Origin of the sequence: Halolamina salifodinae (assembly GCF_017874235.1) — an archaeon.
Taxonomy (GTDB): Archaea; Halobacteriota; Halobacteria; order Halobacteriales; family Haloferacaceae; genus Halolamina; species Halolamina salifodinae.
This window is the reverse complement of the sequence record NZ_JAGGLC010000002.1, coordinates 111,108-128,706: the sequence shown is the minus strand read 5'-3', so window position 1 is coordinate 128,706 and position 17,599 is coordinate 111,108. Positions and strand designations below refer to the sequence as shown.

The 17,599-nt window shown below is 65.3% G+C and carries 13 protein-coding genes; 6 read left to right on the top strand and 7 right to left on the bottom strand.

The window, feature by feature from the left end:
- Positions 1-132 precede the first annotated feature (132 nt).
- Positions 133-558, top strand: a complete 426-nt coding sequence (locus tag J2753_RS05220) for a YegP family protein (RefSeq protein WP_209490874.1) — start codon at positions 133-135, stop codon at positions 556-558.
- A 21-nt stretch (positions 559-579) separates the two neighbouring features.
- Here J2753_RS05220 and J2753_RS05215 read toward each other — a convergent pair whose 3' ends face one another.
- The 3 genes from J2753_RS05215 to J2753_RS05205 are packed head-to-tail and all read right to left on the bottom strand — an operon-like array spanning position 580 to position 4,180.
- Positions 580-2,184, bottom strand: coding sequence for a TrkH family potassium uptake protein (locus tag J2753_RS05215; protein ID WP_209490873.1), 1,605 nt, complete (start codon positions 2,182-2,184; stop codon positions 580-582).
- A gap of 52 nt (positions 2,185-2,236) precedes the next feature.
- Entirely contained in the window at positions 2,237-3,571 is a 1,335-nt protein-coding gene (gene trkA / locus J2753_RS05210; RefSeq protein WP_209490872.1) for a Trk system potassium transporter TrkA, read from the bottom strand.
- 39 nt (positions 3,572-3,610) lie between these two features.
- Positions 3,611-4,180, bottom strand: a complete 570-nt coding sequence (locus tag J2753_RS05205) for an SRPBCC family protein (protein WP_209490871.1) — start codon at positions 4,178-4,180, stop codon at positions 3,611-3,613.
- A gap of 120 nt (positions 4,181-4,300) precedes the next feature.
- Between J2753_RS05205 and J2753_RS05200 the strand changes: the two genes are divergently transcribed.
- From J2753_RS05200 to hpt, 4 genes are all read left to right on the top strand, one after another.
- Complete coding sequence (locus tag J2753_RS05200) at positions 4,301-6,259, top strand: ABC transporter ATP-binding protein (protein ID WP_209490870.1); 1,959 nt, start codon at positions 4,301-4,303, stop codon at positions 6,257-6,259.
- A gap of 276 nt (positions 6,260-6,535) precedes the next feature.
- Complete coding sequence (locus tag J2753_RS05195) at positions 6,536-6,817, top strand: hypothetical protein (RefSeq protein WP_209490869.1); 282 nt, start codon at positions 6,536-6,538, stop codon at positions 6,815-6,817.
- Between the two features lie 25 nt (positions 6,818-6,842).
- Positions 6,843-7,643 carry an NAD(P)/FAD-dependent oxidoreductase gene (locus J2753_RS05190; RefSeq protein WP_209490868.1) on the top strand — a complete coding sequence of 267 codons (801 nt, stop codon included), beginning with the start codon at positions 6,843-6,845 and terminating at the stop codon, positions 7,641-7,643.
- A gap of 243 nt (positions 7,644-7,886) precedes the next feature.
- Positions 7,887-8,450: a hypoxanthine/guanine phosphoribosyltransferase gene (hpt, locus tag J2753_RS05185; RefSeq protein WP_209490867.1), complete on the top strand. Its 564-nt coding sequence runs from the start codon at positions 7,887-7,889 to the stop codon at positions 8,448-8,450.
- A 235-nt stretch (positions 8,451-8,685) separates the two neighbouring features.
- Here the strand turns inward: hpt and J2753_RS05180 are convergent, their stop codons facing one another.
- Together J2753_RS05180 and J2753_RS05175 are read right to left on the bottom strand one after the other, a co-directional pair.
- Positions 8,686-10,824, bottom strand: coding sequence for an alpha/beta hydrolase family protein (locus tag J2753_RS05180; RefSeq protein WP_209490866.1), 2,139 nt, complete (start codon positions 10,822-10,824; stop codon positions 8,686-8,688).
- A 55-nt stretch (positions 10,825-10,879) separates the two neighbouring features.
- Complete coding sequence (locus tag J2753_RS05175) at positions 10,880-11,878, bottom strand: DUF4349 domain-containing protein (protein ID WP_209490865.1); 999 nt, start codon at positions 11,876-11,878, stop codon at positions 10,880-10,882.
- A 321-nt stretch (positions 11,879-12,199) separates the two neighbouring features.
- Here J2753_RS05175 and J2753_RS05170 point away from each other — a divergent pair, with 321 nt between their 5' ends.
- Positions 12,200-12,949 (top strand): YqjF family protein, encoded by a 750-nt coding sequence (locus tag J2753_RS05170; RefSeq protein WP_209490864.1) that lies wholly within the window; start codon positions 12,200-12,202, stop codon positions 12,947-12,949.
- Between the two features lie 24 nt (positions 12,950-12,973).
- Here J2753_RS05170 and J2753_RS05165 read toward each other — a convergent pair whose 3' ends face one another.
- On the bottom strand, positions 12,974-16,495 hold the full coding sequence (locus J2753_RS05165; RefSeq protein WP_209490863.1) for a tetratricopeptide repeat protein: 3,522 nt from the start codon (positions 16,493-16,495) through the stop codon (positions 12,974-12,976).
- Positions 16,496-16,537: 42 nt separating this feature from the next.
- Positions 16,538-17,413, bottom strand: a complete 876-nt coding sequence (locus tag J2753_RS05160; RefSeq protein ID WP_209490862.1) for an IS5 family transposase — start codon at positions 17,411-17,413, stop codon at positions 16,538-16,540.
- Between the last annotated feature and the right edge of the window lie 186 nt (positions 17,414-17,599).

Genomic DNA, 17,599 nt, shown 5'->3' with positions numbered 1-17,599 from the left:
TATCAAGGTTTCGCTGGATGATACGGAGTTTCGAACCGGGTTAGGTGCCAAGAAACGGCGTTTTCAGCCGCTGGAACGCCGGCTCGAGAATTCGGTACGGAGCTATATGCCTCCTGGAGACGTAACAGATACTTGAAACTCCCTACCAAAGTATTGGGGGACGGCACGCTCCACGAACTGTACCGTTCACGCATCGGCGACCCACGAACCGACGACGAGGTCCGTGGCTACTGGCTGTTCGCACTGGGCAACCTACTCGGGACTGTCGTGCGGTTCCCGGTCCCCGAGCTCGACGACGTGCTCGAGGATGCGAGCGCCGACGAGAGCGACCTCGACGCCCGACTCCGGTCGCTCCGGCAGAGCCAGTTCCGGTTCGAACTGTACGAGGCCAACGCCGGCGAACACCGCTTCCGCCTGCGCCACCGCAACGGCGACATCGTCGCCGACGGCGGCGAGGGGTACGCCGAGAAGTCCGAAGCCGATGACGCGGTCGACCGCTTCAAGCTGAACGCGCCCAACGCGGCGGTCGAGGACGCCGACGCCGCGGCCGAGGAGTAAGCGAGCGGCCCCTTTTGCGGTTCAGCGCCGCCAGTACTCCGGCGTGAGACAGACCAGCAACGGCAGGATCTCCAGGCGGCCGGCCCACATCAGCACCACCATGAACAGCTTCGAACTGTCCGGAAACCTGAGGTAGCTACCCATCGGGCCGAGCCGGTAGAACGCCGGCCCGACGTTCCCGAGCGTCGAGGCGGTGCCGGAGATCACCTCGAGCACGGTGAACTCGATACCCGCCCGGGCGACGTCGAGGTAGAGCACCAGCGCGCCGAGGAAGAAGATCGCGATGTACAGCAGCGTGAACGTGAATATGCCTCTGACACCGCGCTCGTCGATCGTTCGCCCGCCGAGGCGGACCGGCCGGATCGCCTCCGGGTGGGCGGTAGTGAACAGCTCGCGGCGGACTGCCTTCGCCACGACGATCCAGCGGATGACCTTGATGCTCCCACCGGTCGACCCCGCAGAGCCGCCGACGAACATCCCGAACAGTAGGACGTACTGTGCCGGCGCCCCAAATACGTCGAAGTCCATGCTTGCGTAGCCGGTGGTCGTCACGATGGAGACCGCCTGGAACAGCGCGTGGCGGATCGCCGGTTCGAGGTTGCCCGAGATCATCCCCGCGTACTGCTGGAGGTAGGCAGCGTCGAACGTCGCCCCCTCGGGTACGCCGGTCGCGAAGCCGCCGGTGAACAGCAGGCCGGTGATGATGGCGGTCAGCACCGCCATCGCGCCGAGGTAGCCACGGAACTCGGTGTCGCGCCAGAGCTTTTCGGGCGACCCCGAGAGCGCGTGCCAGATGAGCGCGAAGTTGGTCCCCGCGATCACCATGAAGGGGATGATCACCCACTGCACCGCCGCGGAGAACGCCTCGATACTGCGGGCCTGCGGCGAGAACCCGCCCGTTGGCATCGTCGTCAGGCCGTGGGCGACGGCGTTGTACGCGTCCATGTTGGCGCCGGCCATCCCGGCCAGATCCAGCCCGTAGAGCAGCAGGATCTCGACGACGGTGATCGCGAGGTACGCCCCCCAGAGCACGCGGGCAGTTTCGGCGATCTTGGGGCTGAGTTTCTCGATCCCCGGCCCCGGCGCCTCGGCATCCATCAACTGGGCGCCGCCGACTGAGAGTTCGGGCAGGATCGCGACCGCGAGCACGACGATCCCCATCCCGCCGAGCCACTGGGTGAGTTGGCGCCAGATCATCACGCCGCGGGTGTGGTCGGTGACGTTGATCGTGCCGAGCACGGTCGCACCTGTCGTCGTGAAGCCGGACATCGACTCGAACAGCGCGTTCGCGGGGTTGCCGAGCGTCGACCCGGGGTGGATCGGCTCTAGCAGGAGCGGGATGCCGTGGGCCTCAACTAAGTACGGGACGGTCCCGACGAGTGCGACGGCGATCCACGTCGTCGCGACCATCAGAAACCCCTCGCGGGCGCCGATATCGGGTTCTGGTGCGAGCCGTTCCAGTCCCGCACCGACCAGCAGGGTGAGGGCGACGGTGAGCAGGAACGGCGCGACCGTCTCTCCGTAGCTCAGGGCGACCGCTACCGGGAGACAGAGCGGTACCGTGAGGTACTTGAGAACGGTGCCGACGAGGCTCAGACTGGCACGGTAGTCGACACGGATCGACACTGTAGCCCGAGAGAAGAACCGTTCGGCGCTTCAAGCTACTGTTTCGGGGACGCTACAGCATGGAGGCCACTGTCTCGGCGTGCTCGATAGCCGCGAACAGCACGACGTGGTCGCCGGCCTCGATGACTGTCTCCCCACGAGGGACGATGTACTCCCCGCCGCGGGTGATGGCGCCGATGACCACGTCGTCGGGCAGCGACCGGATCGACTCTCGGATCGGTTCGCCCACCAGTGGGCTGTCGGGCGAGACCTCGATCTCCAGAACCTCCGCGCGGCCGCTCTCGACCAGCGCGACGTTCTCGGCGCCGCCGGCACGGGTAAACCGGGTGATCTCCTCGGCGACGACCTCTCGGGGATTGACGCCCACGTCGACGCCGACCGCCTCGAACAGGTCGACGTACTCCGACTGGTCGATCACGGCGACGCTGCGGTCAGTACCGACACGCTCGGAGAGCAGCGACGCCAGCAGGTTCTTCTCGTCGGAGTCGAGCGCCGCGACCACCACCTCGGCGTCCCCGATGTGCTCGCGCTCGAGGAACTCGATATCGGTCGCGTCGGTCTCCATCACGATGGTCTCGGGGAGCTCCTCGGCCAGCTGGCGCGCGCGCTCGGGATCCTGCTCGAGCAGGCGCGCGTCGACGCCGCGGTCGGCCAACAGCCGGGCGACGTGGTAGCCGATCTCGCTGCCGCCGATGATCACCACCTCGCCGGAGAGTGCCGTCTCGTCGGGCGCCACGTCGCCGGCGAACGCGCGGACGCTCCGGGGCGTGCCGATGACGATCAGTCGGTCGTCCGCACGGAGTTCCGTGCTCCCGGTGGGGATCAGCATCTCCTCGCCACGGACGACCGCGGCGAACGTCAGCGAGTCGTACGTGTCGGCCTCGGCGACGGTCTGGCCGGCCAGCGGCGACTCCTCACCCACGTCGAACTCCGCCATCTCCACCCGGCCGTCGGCGAACGTGTCGGCGTCGCGCGCGGCCGGGAGACCAACAACGCGGACGATGGACTCCGCCGCCAGCAGGTAGGTACAGACCATGAAGTCGATCCCGAACGCCGAGCGCGAGCGGCGCCAGGTCCGGAGATACTCCGTGTTCTTGACGCGGGCGATGGTGAACGCGTCCGAGACGGCCTTGGCCGTCGAACAGACGACGATGTTGGTCTCGTCGTCGTCGGTCGAGGCGATCACCATGTCAGCGTCGGCCACGTCGGCCTCCTCCAGCGTCGAGACGCTGGTGCCGTCGCCCTCGACGGCCAGCACGTCGAGGTTGTAGTTGATCTCCTCGACACGATCCGGGTCCTGCTCGACGATCACGACGTCGTGGGCGTCGCTCAGGTCGGCCGCGATGCTCTCTCCGACCTGACCGGCGCCGACGATGATCACACGCACGGGAAGCTCACTTGTCGAACACCACTCGGCCGCCCCCCATCATGCTTTCTCTTCGGGCGGGAACGCCGAATCGGCCGCGTCGGCGCCCGTACGGACCGTCAGATCGACCGACCGTGCCCGCCCCTCGAGGTCCGCGGCGGCGCGCTCGACGACGGTCCGGGCCTCGCGCTCCACGAGCGGCTTGGCTTTCTCGATCACCCAGTCGAGCGACACCAGCCGCGGCAGGTCGACCAGCCCGGAGTGGGCCGTCTCGGGGGCATACTCCACCTCGAAGCGCACTGCCGTCGCGGTCTCGGCCCACTCCGGAGCTCCTGCCGGGGTCTCGCGCTCGGCCACGAGCCACCGCCCGCCGGCGTCGAAGTCGCCCAAAAGTTCCCACTCGATACGCTCGTCCTCGTCGACCGCAGTCACGACCGAGCGCGCGGTGTAGTCGAGTTTCCACCACGAGAACCGCAGCGCGTAGCGCGCCTGCTCGCCGGCCTCGGCGTCGAGTTCGTCGACGCGTTCGAGATACTCGGAGTAGTTCGCGTAGCCCGGGAACTCTCGCAGGAACGTGAACACCTCCTCGGCCGGCCGATAGACGACTGTGTCGACGACGAGACGGTCCATGACCCACCACGTGGCTCCGGCGGCTTGAGCCCCCCGACTCGGCCGACACCGGCAGCCCCTTCCGGTACGTGTCACCCGGCTTCGATGCCTTCTTCCGGGGGGACGGGGTTTCGCTTCGTAATGAGTGCGGAAGAGGGGAGCGTCTTCGATGTCTACCGTGAGCGCGTCGAACGGCCGCTCTACCGACTGTTCACGGAGTATGGCCCCGGCCGGCTGAAGTGGATGGCCGTCGGGATGATCGCCAACATCATCGCCCGGGGGGCGAGCCTGCTCCCCCCGCTGGTGCTGGGGGTCGCCATCGACAGCGTGCTGAACAACGAGTCGCCGTACACCCTGCCGCTGGTGCCCAACGGCTGGATCCCCGAGGGGCAGACGGCTCAGTTCTGGTTCTCCTCGGAGCTGATCGTCGCCTCGTTCGTCGTCACCGGCGCGTTCACGTGGATCTACGGCGTCTCCGCCAACAACTTCGCCCACCGCGTGATGCACGCGGTCCGGACCGACAGCTTCGCGACGATGCAACGGCTGGACATGACCTTTTTCGACGACAAGCAGACGGGGGAGGTCATGTCCGTGCTGAACAACGACGCCAACAACCTGGAGAACTTCCTGGACAACGGCCTCCAGAACTCCGTGCGGCTGACGGTGATGATCGTCGGGATCGCGATCATCCTGTTCTCGATGAACGCCCAGTTGGCGCTGATCACGCTCGTCGCCGTGCCCGCGCTGTTCGGGCTGACGGTCTGGTTCATGCGGGCCGTCGAGCCGCGGTACGTCGACCGCCGGGCCAGCGTCGGCAACCTCAACACCCGGCTCGAAAACGCGCTCTCGGGCGTCGAGCTAGTCAAGACCAGCGGCACCGAGAGCTACGAGTCCGAGCGCGTCGAGGACGCCTCGTGGCGCTACTTTCGGGACACGATGGCGGTGCTGCGCCTGAACTACGTCTACCGGCCGGGGATGGAGATGCTGGCGGGCCTCTCCTTCGCGGTGACGTTCATCGTCGGCGGCCTCTGGATCTTCCAGAGCGAGGCGCCGTGGATGCTCACTGGCGACCTCCGGACGGGTGAGTTCGTCACGTTCCTGTTCATGACCCAGCGGTTCGTCACGCCGCTCTCGCAGGTATCGAACATCATCGACCAGTACGAGAACGCCAAGGCCTCCAGCGAGCGCATCTTCGGCCTGATGGACATCCCCTCGATGATCGCCGAGGCCGAGGATCCCGTCGAACTCGAGGACCCCGAGGGCGGCGTCGAGTACGACCACGTCGACTTCGGCTACATGGGCGTCGAGGACGACGCGCCCGAGGAACTGGTGCTCGAGGACGTGAGTTTCGAGGCCGACCCCGGCGACACGGTCGCGTTCGTCGGCCCGACGGGGGCCGGGAAGTCGACGCTGCTGAAACTCCTGATGCGACTCTACGACCCCATCGACGGCGAAGTCCGCATCGACGGCGTCGACGTGCGACAGCTATCCCTCGAAAGCCTGCGCTCGACCATCGGCTACGTCTCCCAGTCGACGTTCCTGTTCGACGGTACCGTCGCCGAGAACATCCGCTACGGCCGCTTCGACGCCGAACGCGGGGAAGTCGTCAAGGCCGCGAAGGCCGCCGAGGCCCACGAGTTCATCGAGTCGCTGCCGAAAGGGTACGACACCCGGATCGGCGAGCGTGGCGTGAAGCTCTCGGGCGGGCAACAGCAGCGACTCTCCATCGCCCGAACGATGCTGCAGGACCCCGAAATCCTCGTACTCGACGAGGCGACCAGCGCCGTCGACACCGAGACGGAGATGCTGATCCAGCGGAGCCTCGACCGCCTGAGCGAGAACCGCACGACGTTCGTGATCGCCCATCGGCTCTCGACGGTGCGGGACGCCGACACGATTCTCGTGCTGGAGGACGGCGAGATCGTCGAGCGCGGCGACCACGACGAACTCATCAGGGAGGACGGCCTCTACGCCAAACTCTGGGGCGTGCAGGCCGGCGAGATCGACGACCTGCCCGAGGAGTTCGTCGAGCGCGCACGCCAGCGCGCCGCCGAGCGCACGGACATGCTGGAAGAAGATACCGACGTGGACGACGACTAGTGATTCGGCCGGCAACGGTCCGCCGGACAGGGCGACTGATCTCGCCGGCACGGTGAGCCGGCCGAGGCGACTGATTCGGCCGACCACATCACTCCTGCGACCCGCTTTTCAAGTACCATCGAGCGATCACCCAGCCCGTGGTCTGAGAACGACCCGGAGCGTGAAGCGGTCGTGGGGTGTGTCGCTCCGGGACGGGAAGCACCCTCTGTTCGCCATCGCGGGGGTCAGTAGGAACCCTTACCTCCGCGAACCCGGAACGTCGGGACAGTGGAAACCATGACCAAGTGGCTCGTCGCGGCCGCCGCGCTCGCGGTCTTTCTGCCGAGCGTGTTCGTCCTCGGGAAGCCGCTGCTGGGCGGCGTCGCGGCCGCAACGGTGGTCTGGGCCGCCATCACCCACGACCGCGACGGCAGCCTCTCGGCGCCGCCGGTGCTGCTGGCCGGGGCGGTGGTCTGTGCCGGGATTCTGAGCGACGGCTACCTCATCTACGCGCTGGTGGGCGCGAACGTCGTGCTCTATCTCGCCCGGAACGGCCTCCCGGAACTCCGAAGTTCCTAACTCGGCACCCGCTCTCTCGGTGGGCATGTCCGAACCAACCGACACCGGAAGCGACGGCGAGCCACAGCACCGGGAAGTCCTGATCGTCGGCGGCGGGGTCGCCGGCCTGACCGCGGCGGTCTACACCGCCCGCGCCGGCCTCGACACGCTGGTGTACGACGGCGGCGAGTCGATCCTGCGTCGGAACGCCCACCTCGAGAACTTCCCGGGGTTCCCCGCGGGCGTCAACCCCCGTCTGTTCGCGGATATGCTCCACGCGCAGGCGACCCGGAACGGTGTCGACCTCGTGGACGGCCAGGTCACCCGTCTGGAGCACGCCGAGAGCGGTGAGGATGGCGGATTCCTCGCGACCGCCGAGGACGGCGAGTCGATCCGCACCGACAGAGTCGTCGCCGCCTCGTGGTCCGACACGGACTACCTCGATCCGGTCGCGCCCGACATCCGCTCGGCTGGGAGCAAGGCGTTCGTCGAGGACGACGAGCACGGGCGGACCAGTGTCGACGGCCTCTACGCCGCGGGACGACTCGCTGAGCGCTACCACCAGGCGGTCGTCGCGGCCGGCGACGGCGCCGAGACGGCGATCACGCTGATCCACGACTCCGAGACGCCGTTCTACCACGACTGGGTGGCGCCCGAGGGCTACTTCACCGACCGCGACCGCGAGGTCCCCCCGGGTTGTGAAGAGATCGACGAGACCGAGCGCGCGGCCCGGCGGGCCGAGTCCCGCGCGGCGATGCGGGAGTACTTCGCCGAGGAACACGGGGAGCGCCAGCGGACCCACCCCAGCCTCGTCGACGACGAGACGGGACGGCTCGGTAGTGAGTAATACCGATCACGTTCACGGGAGCAAAGCTCCCGTTAGCCAACCAGAAATCGAAGATTGCTGGTGACGGCGCGCGATCTGTCGCGGACTCTGTTCCGCGTTGACGAGAGCCGTTGGCTCTCGTCCGCCAACCAGAACACTCCGAGTTCTGGTGACGACCGTCGAGCCCACGCCGTGATCGTGTAACCCCGACCCACCCCCGGTGCAGACCGCCACGTTTTACCTCCCACCTCCGGAACAGGCGACATGGATCAACTCCGCCGGTCGCTCCTCGAAGCGCCGATCATCGAGAAAGGCGAGTACGAGTACTTCGTTCACCCCATCAGCGACGGGATTCCCACACTGCAGCCGAGCCTCCTCCGCGAGATCGTGATCAAGATCTGCCGGAAGGTCGAACTCGAGGACGTCGACAAGATCGTCACCCCGGCCGCGATGGGGATCCACATCTCGACGGCCGTCTCGCTGATGAGCGACGTGCCGATTGTCGTGATCCGCAAGCGCCAGTACGGGCTGGCTGGTGAGGTCTCGCTCTCCCAGCAGACCGGCTACTCCGAGTCCGAGATGTTCATCAACGATGTCGAGGAGGGCGACACGGTGCTGGTGCTCGACGACGTGCTCTCGACCGGCGGCACGCTCTCGGCCATCACCGAGGCCCTCGAAGACATCGGCGCCGAGGTCTCGGACGTGCTCACGGTGATCAAGAAAGCCGGCGACAACGAGCTCGACGGCGTCGTTGACTACAAGACGCTGATCAACGTCCGCGTCGAGGACGGCGAGGTCGTCATCATCGACGAGGAAGGCGACGGATAAGGCCATAGATACGTTTTGACAGTGCTCTCCTAGCGTCCGGGTATGGCCCGCATCCCGTGGCTTCCGGATGCGCTCGACCGCTGGCTTACTGGCGTCGGCCAGACCCTGTTGACCCAGTCGTCGGCGATGCGTTCGGTGCTCACGCTCGTCACGCTGTTGGCCGGGTTCGTCGACGCTTCACACCAAACACAGCGAGGACGAGTTCGCGGCGCGGCGCCGCTGGGAGGAGCGAGCGCTACGGCGCGTCCTCGTTCTCGCGGCCGTGCGGGTCGTCGGCGTCCGGATCCGTCACCTCGGGATCGTGGCGGCGGTACCACGACGTGATCTCCTCCAAGCGGTGGATCGCACGGTCGGGGTCGCCGACGTTGTGGTTTTCGTCCTCGTAGACGACCAGCCGACACTCCGCGCCGGCCTGCTGGGCGGCGACGTAGAGCTGTTCGGACTGGGACGGCGGGCAGCGCCAGTCGGCGCCGCCGGCGGCGACCAGCAGCGGCGTCTCGACGTTGCCGATATCGGTGATCGCCGAGGACGCGTCGATGGCGTCCGGGTTCTCCCACGGGTAGCCGTACTCGTTCTCCATCCAGATGTGGGAGTCGTCGGTCCCGTACGCCGAGCGCAGGTCATAGATGCCGTGCTCGGGCGCCGCGGCAGTGAACAGGTCGGGATACTGCGTGACGAGGAACCCCTGTGCGATGCCGCCGTAGGAGAAGCCGTGGCCGAACACGCGGTCGGGATCAGTCCAGCCGCGGTCGGCGAGTTCCTCGATGCCGGCGGCGATGTCGCTGGCTTCGACGGTTCCCCACTGGCCGTGGAGCGTCTCGCAGAACTTCCGGCCGAACGAGGAGCCACCGCGGTAGTTCGGACGGAAGACGAGATAGCCACGCGAGGTGAACGCCGCGTGGCTGAAGTCGAACACTGGCTCGTCGTAGGAGACGGGGCCGCCGTGGATCGCACACACCGTCGGCGCCGGATCGGATTCGCCGGGCTCGTAGTCCGGCGGGTGGTAGAGCACGCCGGAAACCTCCCAGCCGTCGTTCTCGAAGGTGACACGGCGGACTTCGGGCATCTCGTACTCGTCGGTCAGGTCGTCGTTGACCTCGGCGAGTCGAGTCAGGGAGTCCGGTTCCTCCTCGGCGTCGAGGTCCGAGACGGGGAGCGCGTACGGGTCGTGGCCCTCGTTTGGGTGTGAGAGGCCCAGCGCCACCGTCTCGCCGCCGATGGAGAGGCCCGAAACGGCGCGGTCGTCGCCCTGGGCCTCGAACGTGCGCTCCCAGTCGGGCCCGGCAGCATCACACCGCAGGACCCGCGTCCGGGCCTCGTCGCCGACCAGCGTGTAGAACGTCTCGTCGTCGACCCACTCGAAACTGGAGGCACGCGCGAGCGTGCGGTCGAGGTCACCCGTGACCGAGACGTGCTCCTCGCCGTCCCAGACGCGCGCTTCGGTCGGGATGCACCAGTTCGTGTCGTCGCCGGCCGAGAACGCCAGCCGCTCGCCGTCGGGCGACCACGTCGGGCTGTTACAGCTCAGATCGCCGTCGGTGATCGCGGTCGCCTCGCCACCCTCGGGTGAGACGGTGAAGATGTCCGTCACGAGGGTGCTGTCGGGACCCTCACCGCGGTAGGAGACGAACGCGATGTCGCCGCTCTCGCCCCAGTCCGGTTGGAGGCCGCTCAGGCCCTCGAACGCGCCGCGGCCGTAGGCGTCCGCCAGCTTTCGGGCGGAGTCTGTATCTGCGGCCGCGTCGCCGAGCACCGCGTCCTCGCCGACGACGAACAGGTAGCTGGTGACGGTGTCGAGGTAGCCGGCGCCGTCGAGTTTGTGCTGAGTTCGCTCGGTCTCGATGGGGCCGCCCTCGCGGCGCTCGTCGAGGTACGCCGACTCGGTGTCGGTCGGGTCGCGGGCGGTGACGACGATCCGCTCGCCGTCGGGCGCCCAGTCGAACTCGCGGACGCCCTCCTCGAAGTCGGTGATCTGGCGGGCGTCGCCACCCATCGCGAGGTCGAATGCCCAGACCTGTGACTTGGGCTCCTCGTCGCCATTGCCGCCGTTGTTGCCGTTTGCTTCCTCCTCCGCTTCGTCCTCGTCTTCCTCCTCCCGGCCGACCCGGAGGTCGCTGTCCTCGTCGCGGGAGGCCAGGAAGGCCAGTCGGTCGCCGTCGGGGGACCACGTCGGCGCGGAGGCGCCGGCGACCCGGGTGAGTCGGTGTGGGTCGCGGCTGCCGTCGGTGGGGACGACGAACAGCGACGACACCGACTCGTCGGCGTCGGGGTCGTACTCGGTGGTCGTGAACGCCGCGCGCTCACCGTCCGGGGAGACGGCGACGGCGCCGACCTGCGTCAGGTCGTAGTACGCGTCGAGTGGTAGCTCGCTCATCGTCCACGGGGTTCCCCGCGGCGGCGAAAAAGCGTTCGGCAAGCGGAAGCGTGCGCTACCGTTCGCGCTTGTCGGCGTCGCTCGACGCCGCGGCATCGTCGCCGGCGTCCCCGGCGTCGCTGCTGGCACCGCCACCACCGCTGCCACTTCCATTACCGCTGCCATCGCCACCGCCGCGGATCGACGGGAGGCCGCCACCGATCACGATCCGCTTGAACACCAGCCCCAGCGCCGCCAGCGGGACGCCGAACGCGATCAGATACGGCAGCGCGTAGGCGATGCCGATCACCAGCGCCCGGAGCGCGACGATGGCGCCGTCGACGGACTGGAGGAACGCCGCGATCACCCCGGTGTCGTACCAGTGGTCTCTGTCGTAGTCCACGTCGGGGCGCTCCTCCCGGAGTTCGACGGTCACGGTGGCGTACGCGACGCGGTCCTCGAGCGTCTCGAGTCGGGCTTCAGTGCGCTCGATCTCGCCCTGTACGTCCGAGAGTTCGCGCTGGACTGCGAGCACGTCCTCGGTGTCGTTGGCCTGCTCGTAGAGCTCGCGGAGGCGGTCGCGCTCGGCCCGGAGGTTTTCCAGTCGGGCCTGGAGATCAGCGTGCTGGCCTGTCACGTCCTGGACGTTCTCGTTTTCCTGCGTAACTGTCCCTTGTGCGCGGACCGTCTCGAGGAACGCGGAGTAGTTCTCGGCGGGCACGCGGTAGGTGAACTTCCCGTCGCGGTACGTCTCGTTGTTGCGCTCGTTCGCCTGAATCTGGGAGTCGCTGACGTAGCCGCCGTACCCCTGGGCGGCGTTCGTGAGGTTCGACCGACTGGCGTCGAACTCACTCACCCGGACCGAGAGTTCGGCGCGGTAGATCCGCATGCGGCCGTCCGCCGCCGACGATTCCTCGTCGCCGGCGGGCGTCCCGGTCGCCTCGGCGTACTCGGGGTCGTCACCGCCCAACGACGCCTGTGTGGCGCCGTCGCCGCCGTTGCCCCCGCCCGTACAGCCTGCGAGTACGAGCAGGCAGGCCAGCCCGACAGCCACGAGGAGTCGTTTCCGTTGCATGCGTTGCTCTGTGACCTGTTACCAGTAAAAGATTGGCTAGCAACAAAGAGCCGTTTGAGTCACGACGGGCGAGCCACGGCACAGTCTCCGCGAACACGGCCGAAGAGCCGTGCCCACTCGTGCGCCGTCGGTCACGACGGTCGAGCCACGGCACAGTCTCTGCGAGCACGGCCGAAGAGCCGTGCCCGCTCGTGCGCCGTCGGTCACGACGGTCGAGCCACGGCACAGTCTCCGCGAACACGGCCGAAGAGCCGTGCCCGCTCGTGCGCCGTGGCTCACCACGGCCAACACGGGGAAGTCCCGGGAGATCCAACGGAGGGTATGGAGCGCCACTACATCTCGATGGGGTGGCGGGACGCGCTGTTCGCCCACTGGCCCGTCGACGCCGATGTCATTGCGGAGCGCCTCCCACCCGGCGTCACGCCGCGGACCCACGACGGCAGCGGCTGGCTGGGCATCATCGCCTTCGTGATGGAGGACATCCGCCCACGCGGCGTTCCGCGACCGCTAGGACTGACGTTCGGCGAGGTGAACCTCCGGACGTACGTCGAGGGCCCCGACGGCGGCGAGGGGATCTACTTCTACAACCTCGACGCCGCCGACCGACTCAGCGTGGCCATCGCCCGGCAGTTCTACCAACTACCGTACTACCGCGCCCACATGGATATCGACCGTCTCGGCGCGCTGCCGGGCGAAACCGGCCCCCACGAGCGATCCGTCGAGTTCACCAGCCATCGCGCCCACCGGGGCGTCGCTGACGCCCACTTCGATGCGACTTACGGCCCCGAAGGTGATCGGTTTCTGCCCGAGGAGGGATCGCTGGCCCGGTTCCTCGTCGAGAACTACCGGTTCTACCTCGCGGAAGGCGACGTTGGCGACGAAATCGCCGACCCGGATCTCTTCTACGGCGACGTGGCCCACCCGCCGTGGGACCTCTACGAGACGGATTTCGACCTGCGCTCGACGAACCTCTTCGACGTAAACGGCTTCGAGCGCCCCGACACCGACCCGCTTGTCCACTACTCGCCCGGCGTGCCCGTCGACGCCGACCGGATCCGGCGGGTGGAGTGACGACACCGATGGTACCGCCAGCGTCTAGTCTCCAGCCGGGACCTCTTCGATGGCGTTCAGCGCCCCGGCAGCCTCCTGTTCGAGCGGTTCCGCGCCGATTTCGCAGGCGATACGAAGACCCCTTCGGAGGCTCTCCTCCGCTTTCGTCTCGTCTCGGTGTTTCGCAGCGAAGCGTCCCGAATCGATGAGTGCCTGCGCCTTCATGTAACTATCGTCGAGGCCCGCTGCCGTCTTTTCAGCCTCATCGAACAGGCGTCGCGCTTCGCTCGTCTCTCCCGCTTCCCTGGCGAGAGCCGCCCGAAGCCGAAGCAACGCAACCTCCGTCCCTTCGTCGAAGGAATCACCCGTCTCGAGTCTCTTTCGAACCGCTTGGACGGAATCTCGTGCTGCATCGAGGTTCCCAGTGTCGACCTCCAGTCTTCCGAGAGCGATTTGCGAGGAGACCTCCGGTCCTTGGAGGCCGAGTTCACGGAACGTGGCAATCGACGCTGAGAACTGTTCGCGAGCAGCCTCGTAGTCGCCCCCTGTTCGAGCGATTTCTCCGAGTACGTGACGACAGCGAGCTTGCCCTCTCCGGTCTTCGACCGTCTCCGCTCGCTTCAACCCGGATTCGGCGTGCTCTTTCGCCTCGTTGCGCTTTCCCTTCCTCCGGAGCGTTCTCGCGAGGTTGTACCGCGTGTTTGCATCGTCCCTGTCCTCGAACACGTCTAGCCCCCGGCGGAGGTACTTCTCTGCGTCGTCCAGATGACCGAGCATGAGGCTGGTTCTCCCGAGATTACTGAGTTCCGTACACTTCCACTCTGGATTTCCGAGATCCATCGCTATCGCAAGCGAGTCGCGGTGATACTCCAGCCCCGTCCGTGTCTCGCCACGACTGATCACCGCTCTGGCGAGAAGGTTGTAACACTGTGCGATTCCGAGGTCGAACCCGATTTCACGTCGAATCTCGAGGCTCTCCCTGGCGTAGTTCTCTGCCTCGTCGTAGTTTCCTCTATCGGCGTGACTGACAGCCAGATTCCCGAGGGCGTTACTGAGCTTTTCCCGTGCACCCGTCTCCTCAAAGGCATCGCGTGCCCCGCCGTAGTACTGTGCTGCCTCGTCGTACTGGCTTCGATAGTTCGCGATCTGCCCGAGAGACAGTAGGCAGTCCCCGACACGCACTCGATTGTCCTGTGCCTGGTGGATTCGAAGTGCGTGTCGAACGTGTGCTTCCGCAGCATCGAACCACCCCTGATACCGAAGCCCCATTCCGACTCCCGCGATGCAGTTCGCCAGTTGCTCACTGAATCGGTCCGAGCTCCACGTCCGATAGATGCTTCCGATGACCGTCTGGTACTCGTCTAACGATTCCTCCATCTTGCCGCTGCGTCCGAGTATCTTGGCTCGCCGATATCCACAGTCGTAAACGACTCCCGGAGAGCAGCTCTCCCGAATCTCGAAAGTCGGGTCGTCGAAACGGCCGTAGTACGGCGCCAAGGAGTGGATCTCCTCTCCAACCCTGAACAGTCCCTGTACGAAATCGTCCGCCCACTTCGTCGCATCAGCCTTCAACCGCCGCGCGAGTGAACCGCGGCTACCGTGCCTCGTTACATCCTCTCGGAACGATTCATCCGCTGCAAGACGGAGGGCGCTGTTCACCGCCTCGCCGAACAACTCGGGCGAATCGGGGAGCAGTTCAAGCGCCTCCTCGACGAACAGTTTCGACCATTGGTTGTGCACGGATAGGAACGTCCCTCGCTCGTTTTCCTCGAAGACGAGTCCATACTCCTTCAACGGAGCGACGACATCGACCTCCTCGGAGTCATCGAGCGATACGGCGTGGAAGAACTCCTCGTGGAGCGGCATCTCGGTAACGTTCAGGAACTGAGAGAGCATCGCCGCCCTGAGAACCGGTCTGGAGCCCTTGTCCACGAGCGCATTCAACCGAGATTGAACGTCCTCGATGAGTCTGGTCGGAGTGATAGAGTCGTCCGAAACGAGTGGGTCAGCACTGAGACAGACGGTGTGCGCTAGCAGGAACATTCCCCCGGAGGTGGCGTCGTCGCCTTCAAGTTCGACTACGAGGTCTTCGCCGGTCGTTTGTAGCTCCCGGCCGGTCGTGCCCTGATACTTCTCCATGAACGCCTGACACTCTCCTCCATCTGGAGACTCCAACCGTATCTCGTCGATGTCCTGCTGGTACTCCCTGAGGCTGGCGTCTACCGGAAGGTTCCTCGTCTCGTTCCACTCCGACTCACGGGCGTCGAAGAGGAAGTGAACGCCGTCCCAGCCTTCGAACTCCTCGGCGATTCGGAACACCTTGTTCGCCTCCGGACGCATCGCGTCCTCGACGACGACGAGCACGTCCCGTTCGACCCGCCGGAGATACCCTCGAAGGCTCGCAAGCGACTCGAAGGGAGCACCCCGCCCGGATTCACGGTAGATGACGGCACCGAGGTCCCGGTCGTACCACTCGTGTGCCACCACCTTACAGAGTGTGCTTTTCCCATTCCCCGGTTCCCCGGTAACTGCACAGTCCCGTCCGCGACGAAGAGTGCTCAGAATCTGCTCGGCCAGTGAGTCCCCGTCCGCGGTCACGCGCTCGATAGCGTGGCCTTCGCGAACGTCAGCAAGACTCAGCCCAGTTCGAAGTGCGGTGTTTAACGCTCTGGGCTCGTGTGAGTCGAAATACTGCTCGGTGAGCGCGATGAACCCCTCCCCCTCAAGGACCTGTGGAACGGACTCCACAGCGTCCTGCCCGTTCGAGATATCGACTCTGTCGTTCAGATATGCGGTCTCCAGTTCGTCGTCAACTCTCTGGAACCTTCCGTCCAATCGGTCGAGGAACCCCCTGGCCCAGTCAATCGCTGCTTCCGTCTCGTTTCTGAGGGCACCGAACTCCCCGACCTCCGGGTCGTAGACCAAGACGTAAACTACCTGCTCGTCGCCGTCACCCAGAAGGGCGACGAAAAAGTCGGAAGAGTCAACCGTTGTGACCTTTCCACCCTCCGCAGCGAGCGAGGTGAGTGATTGTCGAGTAGTCCGGATGCTGGCATACAGTTCCTCGTCGAGGAACAGTTCCACGTCCTGCTCTTGTGGTTTCAAGGCGTCTTGCCACTTGTCGAGAAGCAACAGCCCTTCCTCGGATGAGACAAGCAAGCGTGCGGATTCGACCTGCTCGATTTCCTCGCGGAGGCGAGACGCGTTCCATTCTGTGCATCCCTCACCGGCAGCGAAGAACTCTGCCCCAACAAGAGCCTCCGAAGGTAACTCTTCGGAGTGGTTCAGCGGATGGACAACATCGGAAGAGTCGAGGATATATCCCTCCCGCTCGAGGAACGTCTCGTACGTCTGTACTGCTTCTGTCGCGGCAAGTGTCGGTTCGTAGCCTCCATCCACAGGCTTGACCAGCCGAGCCTCCTCCAAGTCCCGAATTGCTCGGTTGACAGTCGCACGGGAGTAACCGAGGACATCCACCATCTCTCGTTTCTCGAGCGGACGCCGAGACAGTTCTGCAATGAAGTCGGCTCGCTTGGTGAGGACGGACAGAGTTGCTGGCTCGTCCATAGAATGTATGACTGAAGGAAACAGAACAGAGTATAAAAATGTTCATATTGGAACAATCGGCTCTGGTGAATCGCCAGATGGCGTTTGATTCCACTGTTTCACGGCTCGATTGATGTTGTAAACCGTACACATCAGAACGATCTCACGAAATTCGCGGTACCACACTCGGGCACTCACCGCGTGGCCGAGCGTTCGCTTGATCGTCGAGAAGACGGTCTCAGACAGTGCTTTTTGGCCATATAGAGACCCATCGATGCGCGCGTTATGCGCGCAGTCGATGGGCCGGAACTCACGGTGCTTGATCAACGGTCTCACACCTTCTTCGCGCAATTTCTCGCGTAATCGCATCCAATCATAGCCTTTGTCGGCGGCGAGGCTGGCAATCTCGCCCGCGTTGCGGCGGGCGAGTTGCCAGCCGATCTGTGTGTCGTGACGTTTCTCAGTCGTACAGTGAACGTCGAGCACAGCTTGCGTTTTTGTATCGACGAGCGCGGTCGTTTTTACCGTTTGAACGCGGTAGTTCGTCCGGCGACAGTAGTGCTTGCTGGCGGTTTCACGGTCGAAAAAGGTCGTGTCCATCGCGGCGTGATCAGCGGTGTCGTGTAGCTGCGCCGAGAGGCGCAGCAGCACTCGCCAGATCTTCATCTGCAACCTATCAAACGCCTTTACTAGCGTCGAGTGATGCGGGAGATCGCCGTCTTCGAGGCCGATATCGGCTAAAATATGCGGCATCTCGCTCAGGAGATCAAGCGCTTCACGATATGGTTTCGCCAAGTAAATCCGGAGACAGTGGAGCGAAACGACGGCGTAGTCGGCGAATCCCCCACCCCCTTCGGGGGCGGCGGCTTCGCCTCGGCCACCAACAGCATTTTTAGCTAACGACACCGCTTTGCTCGTGAAGCGGGAGATTTTCGACATAGGCATCGACGATTTCCCGCTTCACTTCCTTTGATTTGGCGACCTACTCTACCGCCTTACAGCGATTCACCAGAGCCGAACAATTATGTTTCCAAATCGTACAACGGAGGATATCTGAAGCTTCTCAGGGGGTGAGAAGGCAAATCGGTGGATGAGTAAACCAACCCCCCGCCCATACGCCCGGTG

Coding starts and splice junctions, on each gene's coding strand:
- J2753_RS05170 (WP_209490864.1), top strand. CDS start 12,200: ATGGAGCGCCACTACATCTCGATGGGGTGGCGGGACGCGCTGTTCGCC.
- hpt (WP_209490867.1), top strand. CDS start 7,887: ATGGATCAACTCCGCCGGTCGCTCCTCGAAGCGCCGATCATCGAGAAA.
- J2753_RS05180 (WP_209490866.1), bottom strand. CDS start 10,824: ATGAGCGAGCTACCACTCGACGCGTACTACGACCTGACGCAGGTCGGC.
- J2753_RS05175 (WP_209490865.1), bottom strand. CDS start 11,878: ATGCAACGGAAACGACTCCTCGTGGCTGTCGGGCTGGCCTGCCTGCTC.
- J2753_RS05200 (WP_209490870.1), top strand. CDS start 4,301: ATGAGTGCGGAAGAGGGGAGCGTCTTCGATGTCTACCGTGAGCGCGTC.
- J2753_RS05160 (WP_209490862.1), bottom strand. CDS start 17,413: ATGTCGAAAATCTCCCGCTTCACGAGCAAAGCGGTGTCGTTAGCTAAA.
- J2753_RS05195 (WP_209490869.1), top strand. CDS start 6,536: ATGACCAAGTGGCTCGTCGCGGCCGCCGCGCTCGCGGTCTTTCTGCCG.
- J2753_RS05165 (WP_209490863.1), bottom strand. CDS start 16,495: ATGGACGAGCCAGCAACTCTGTCCGTCCTCACCAAGCGAGCCGACTTC.
- J2753_RS05205 (WP_209490871.1), bottom strand. CDS start 4,180: ATGGACCGTCTCGTCGTCGACACAGTCGTCTATCGGCCGGCCGAGGAG.
- J2753_RS05190 (WP_209490868.1), top strand. CDS start 6,843: ATGTCCGAACCAACCGACACCGGAAGCGACGGCGAGCCACAGCACCGG.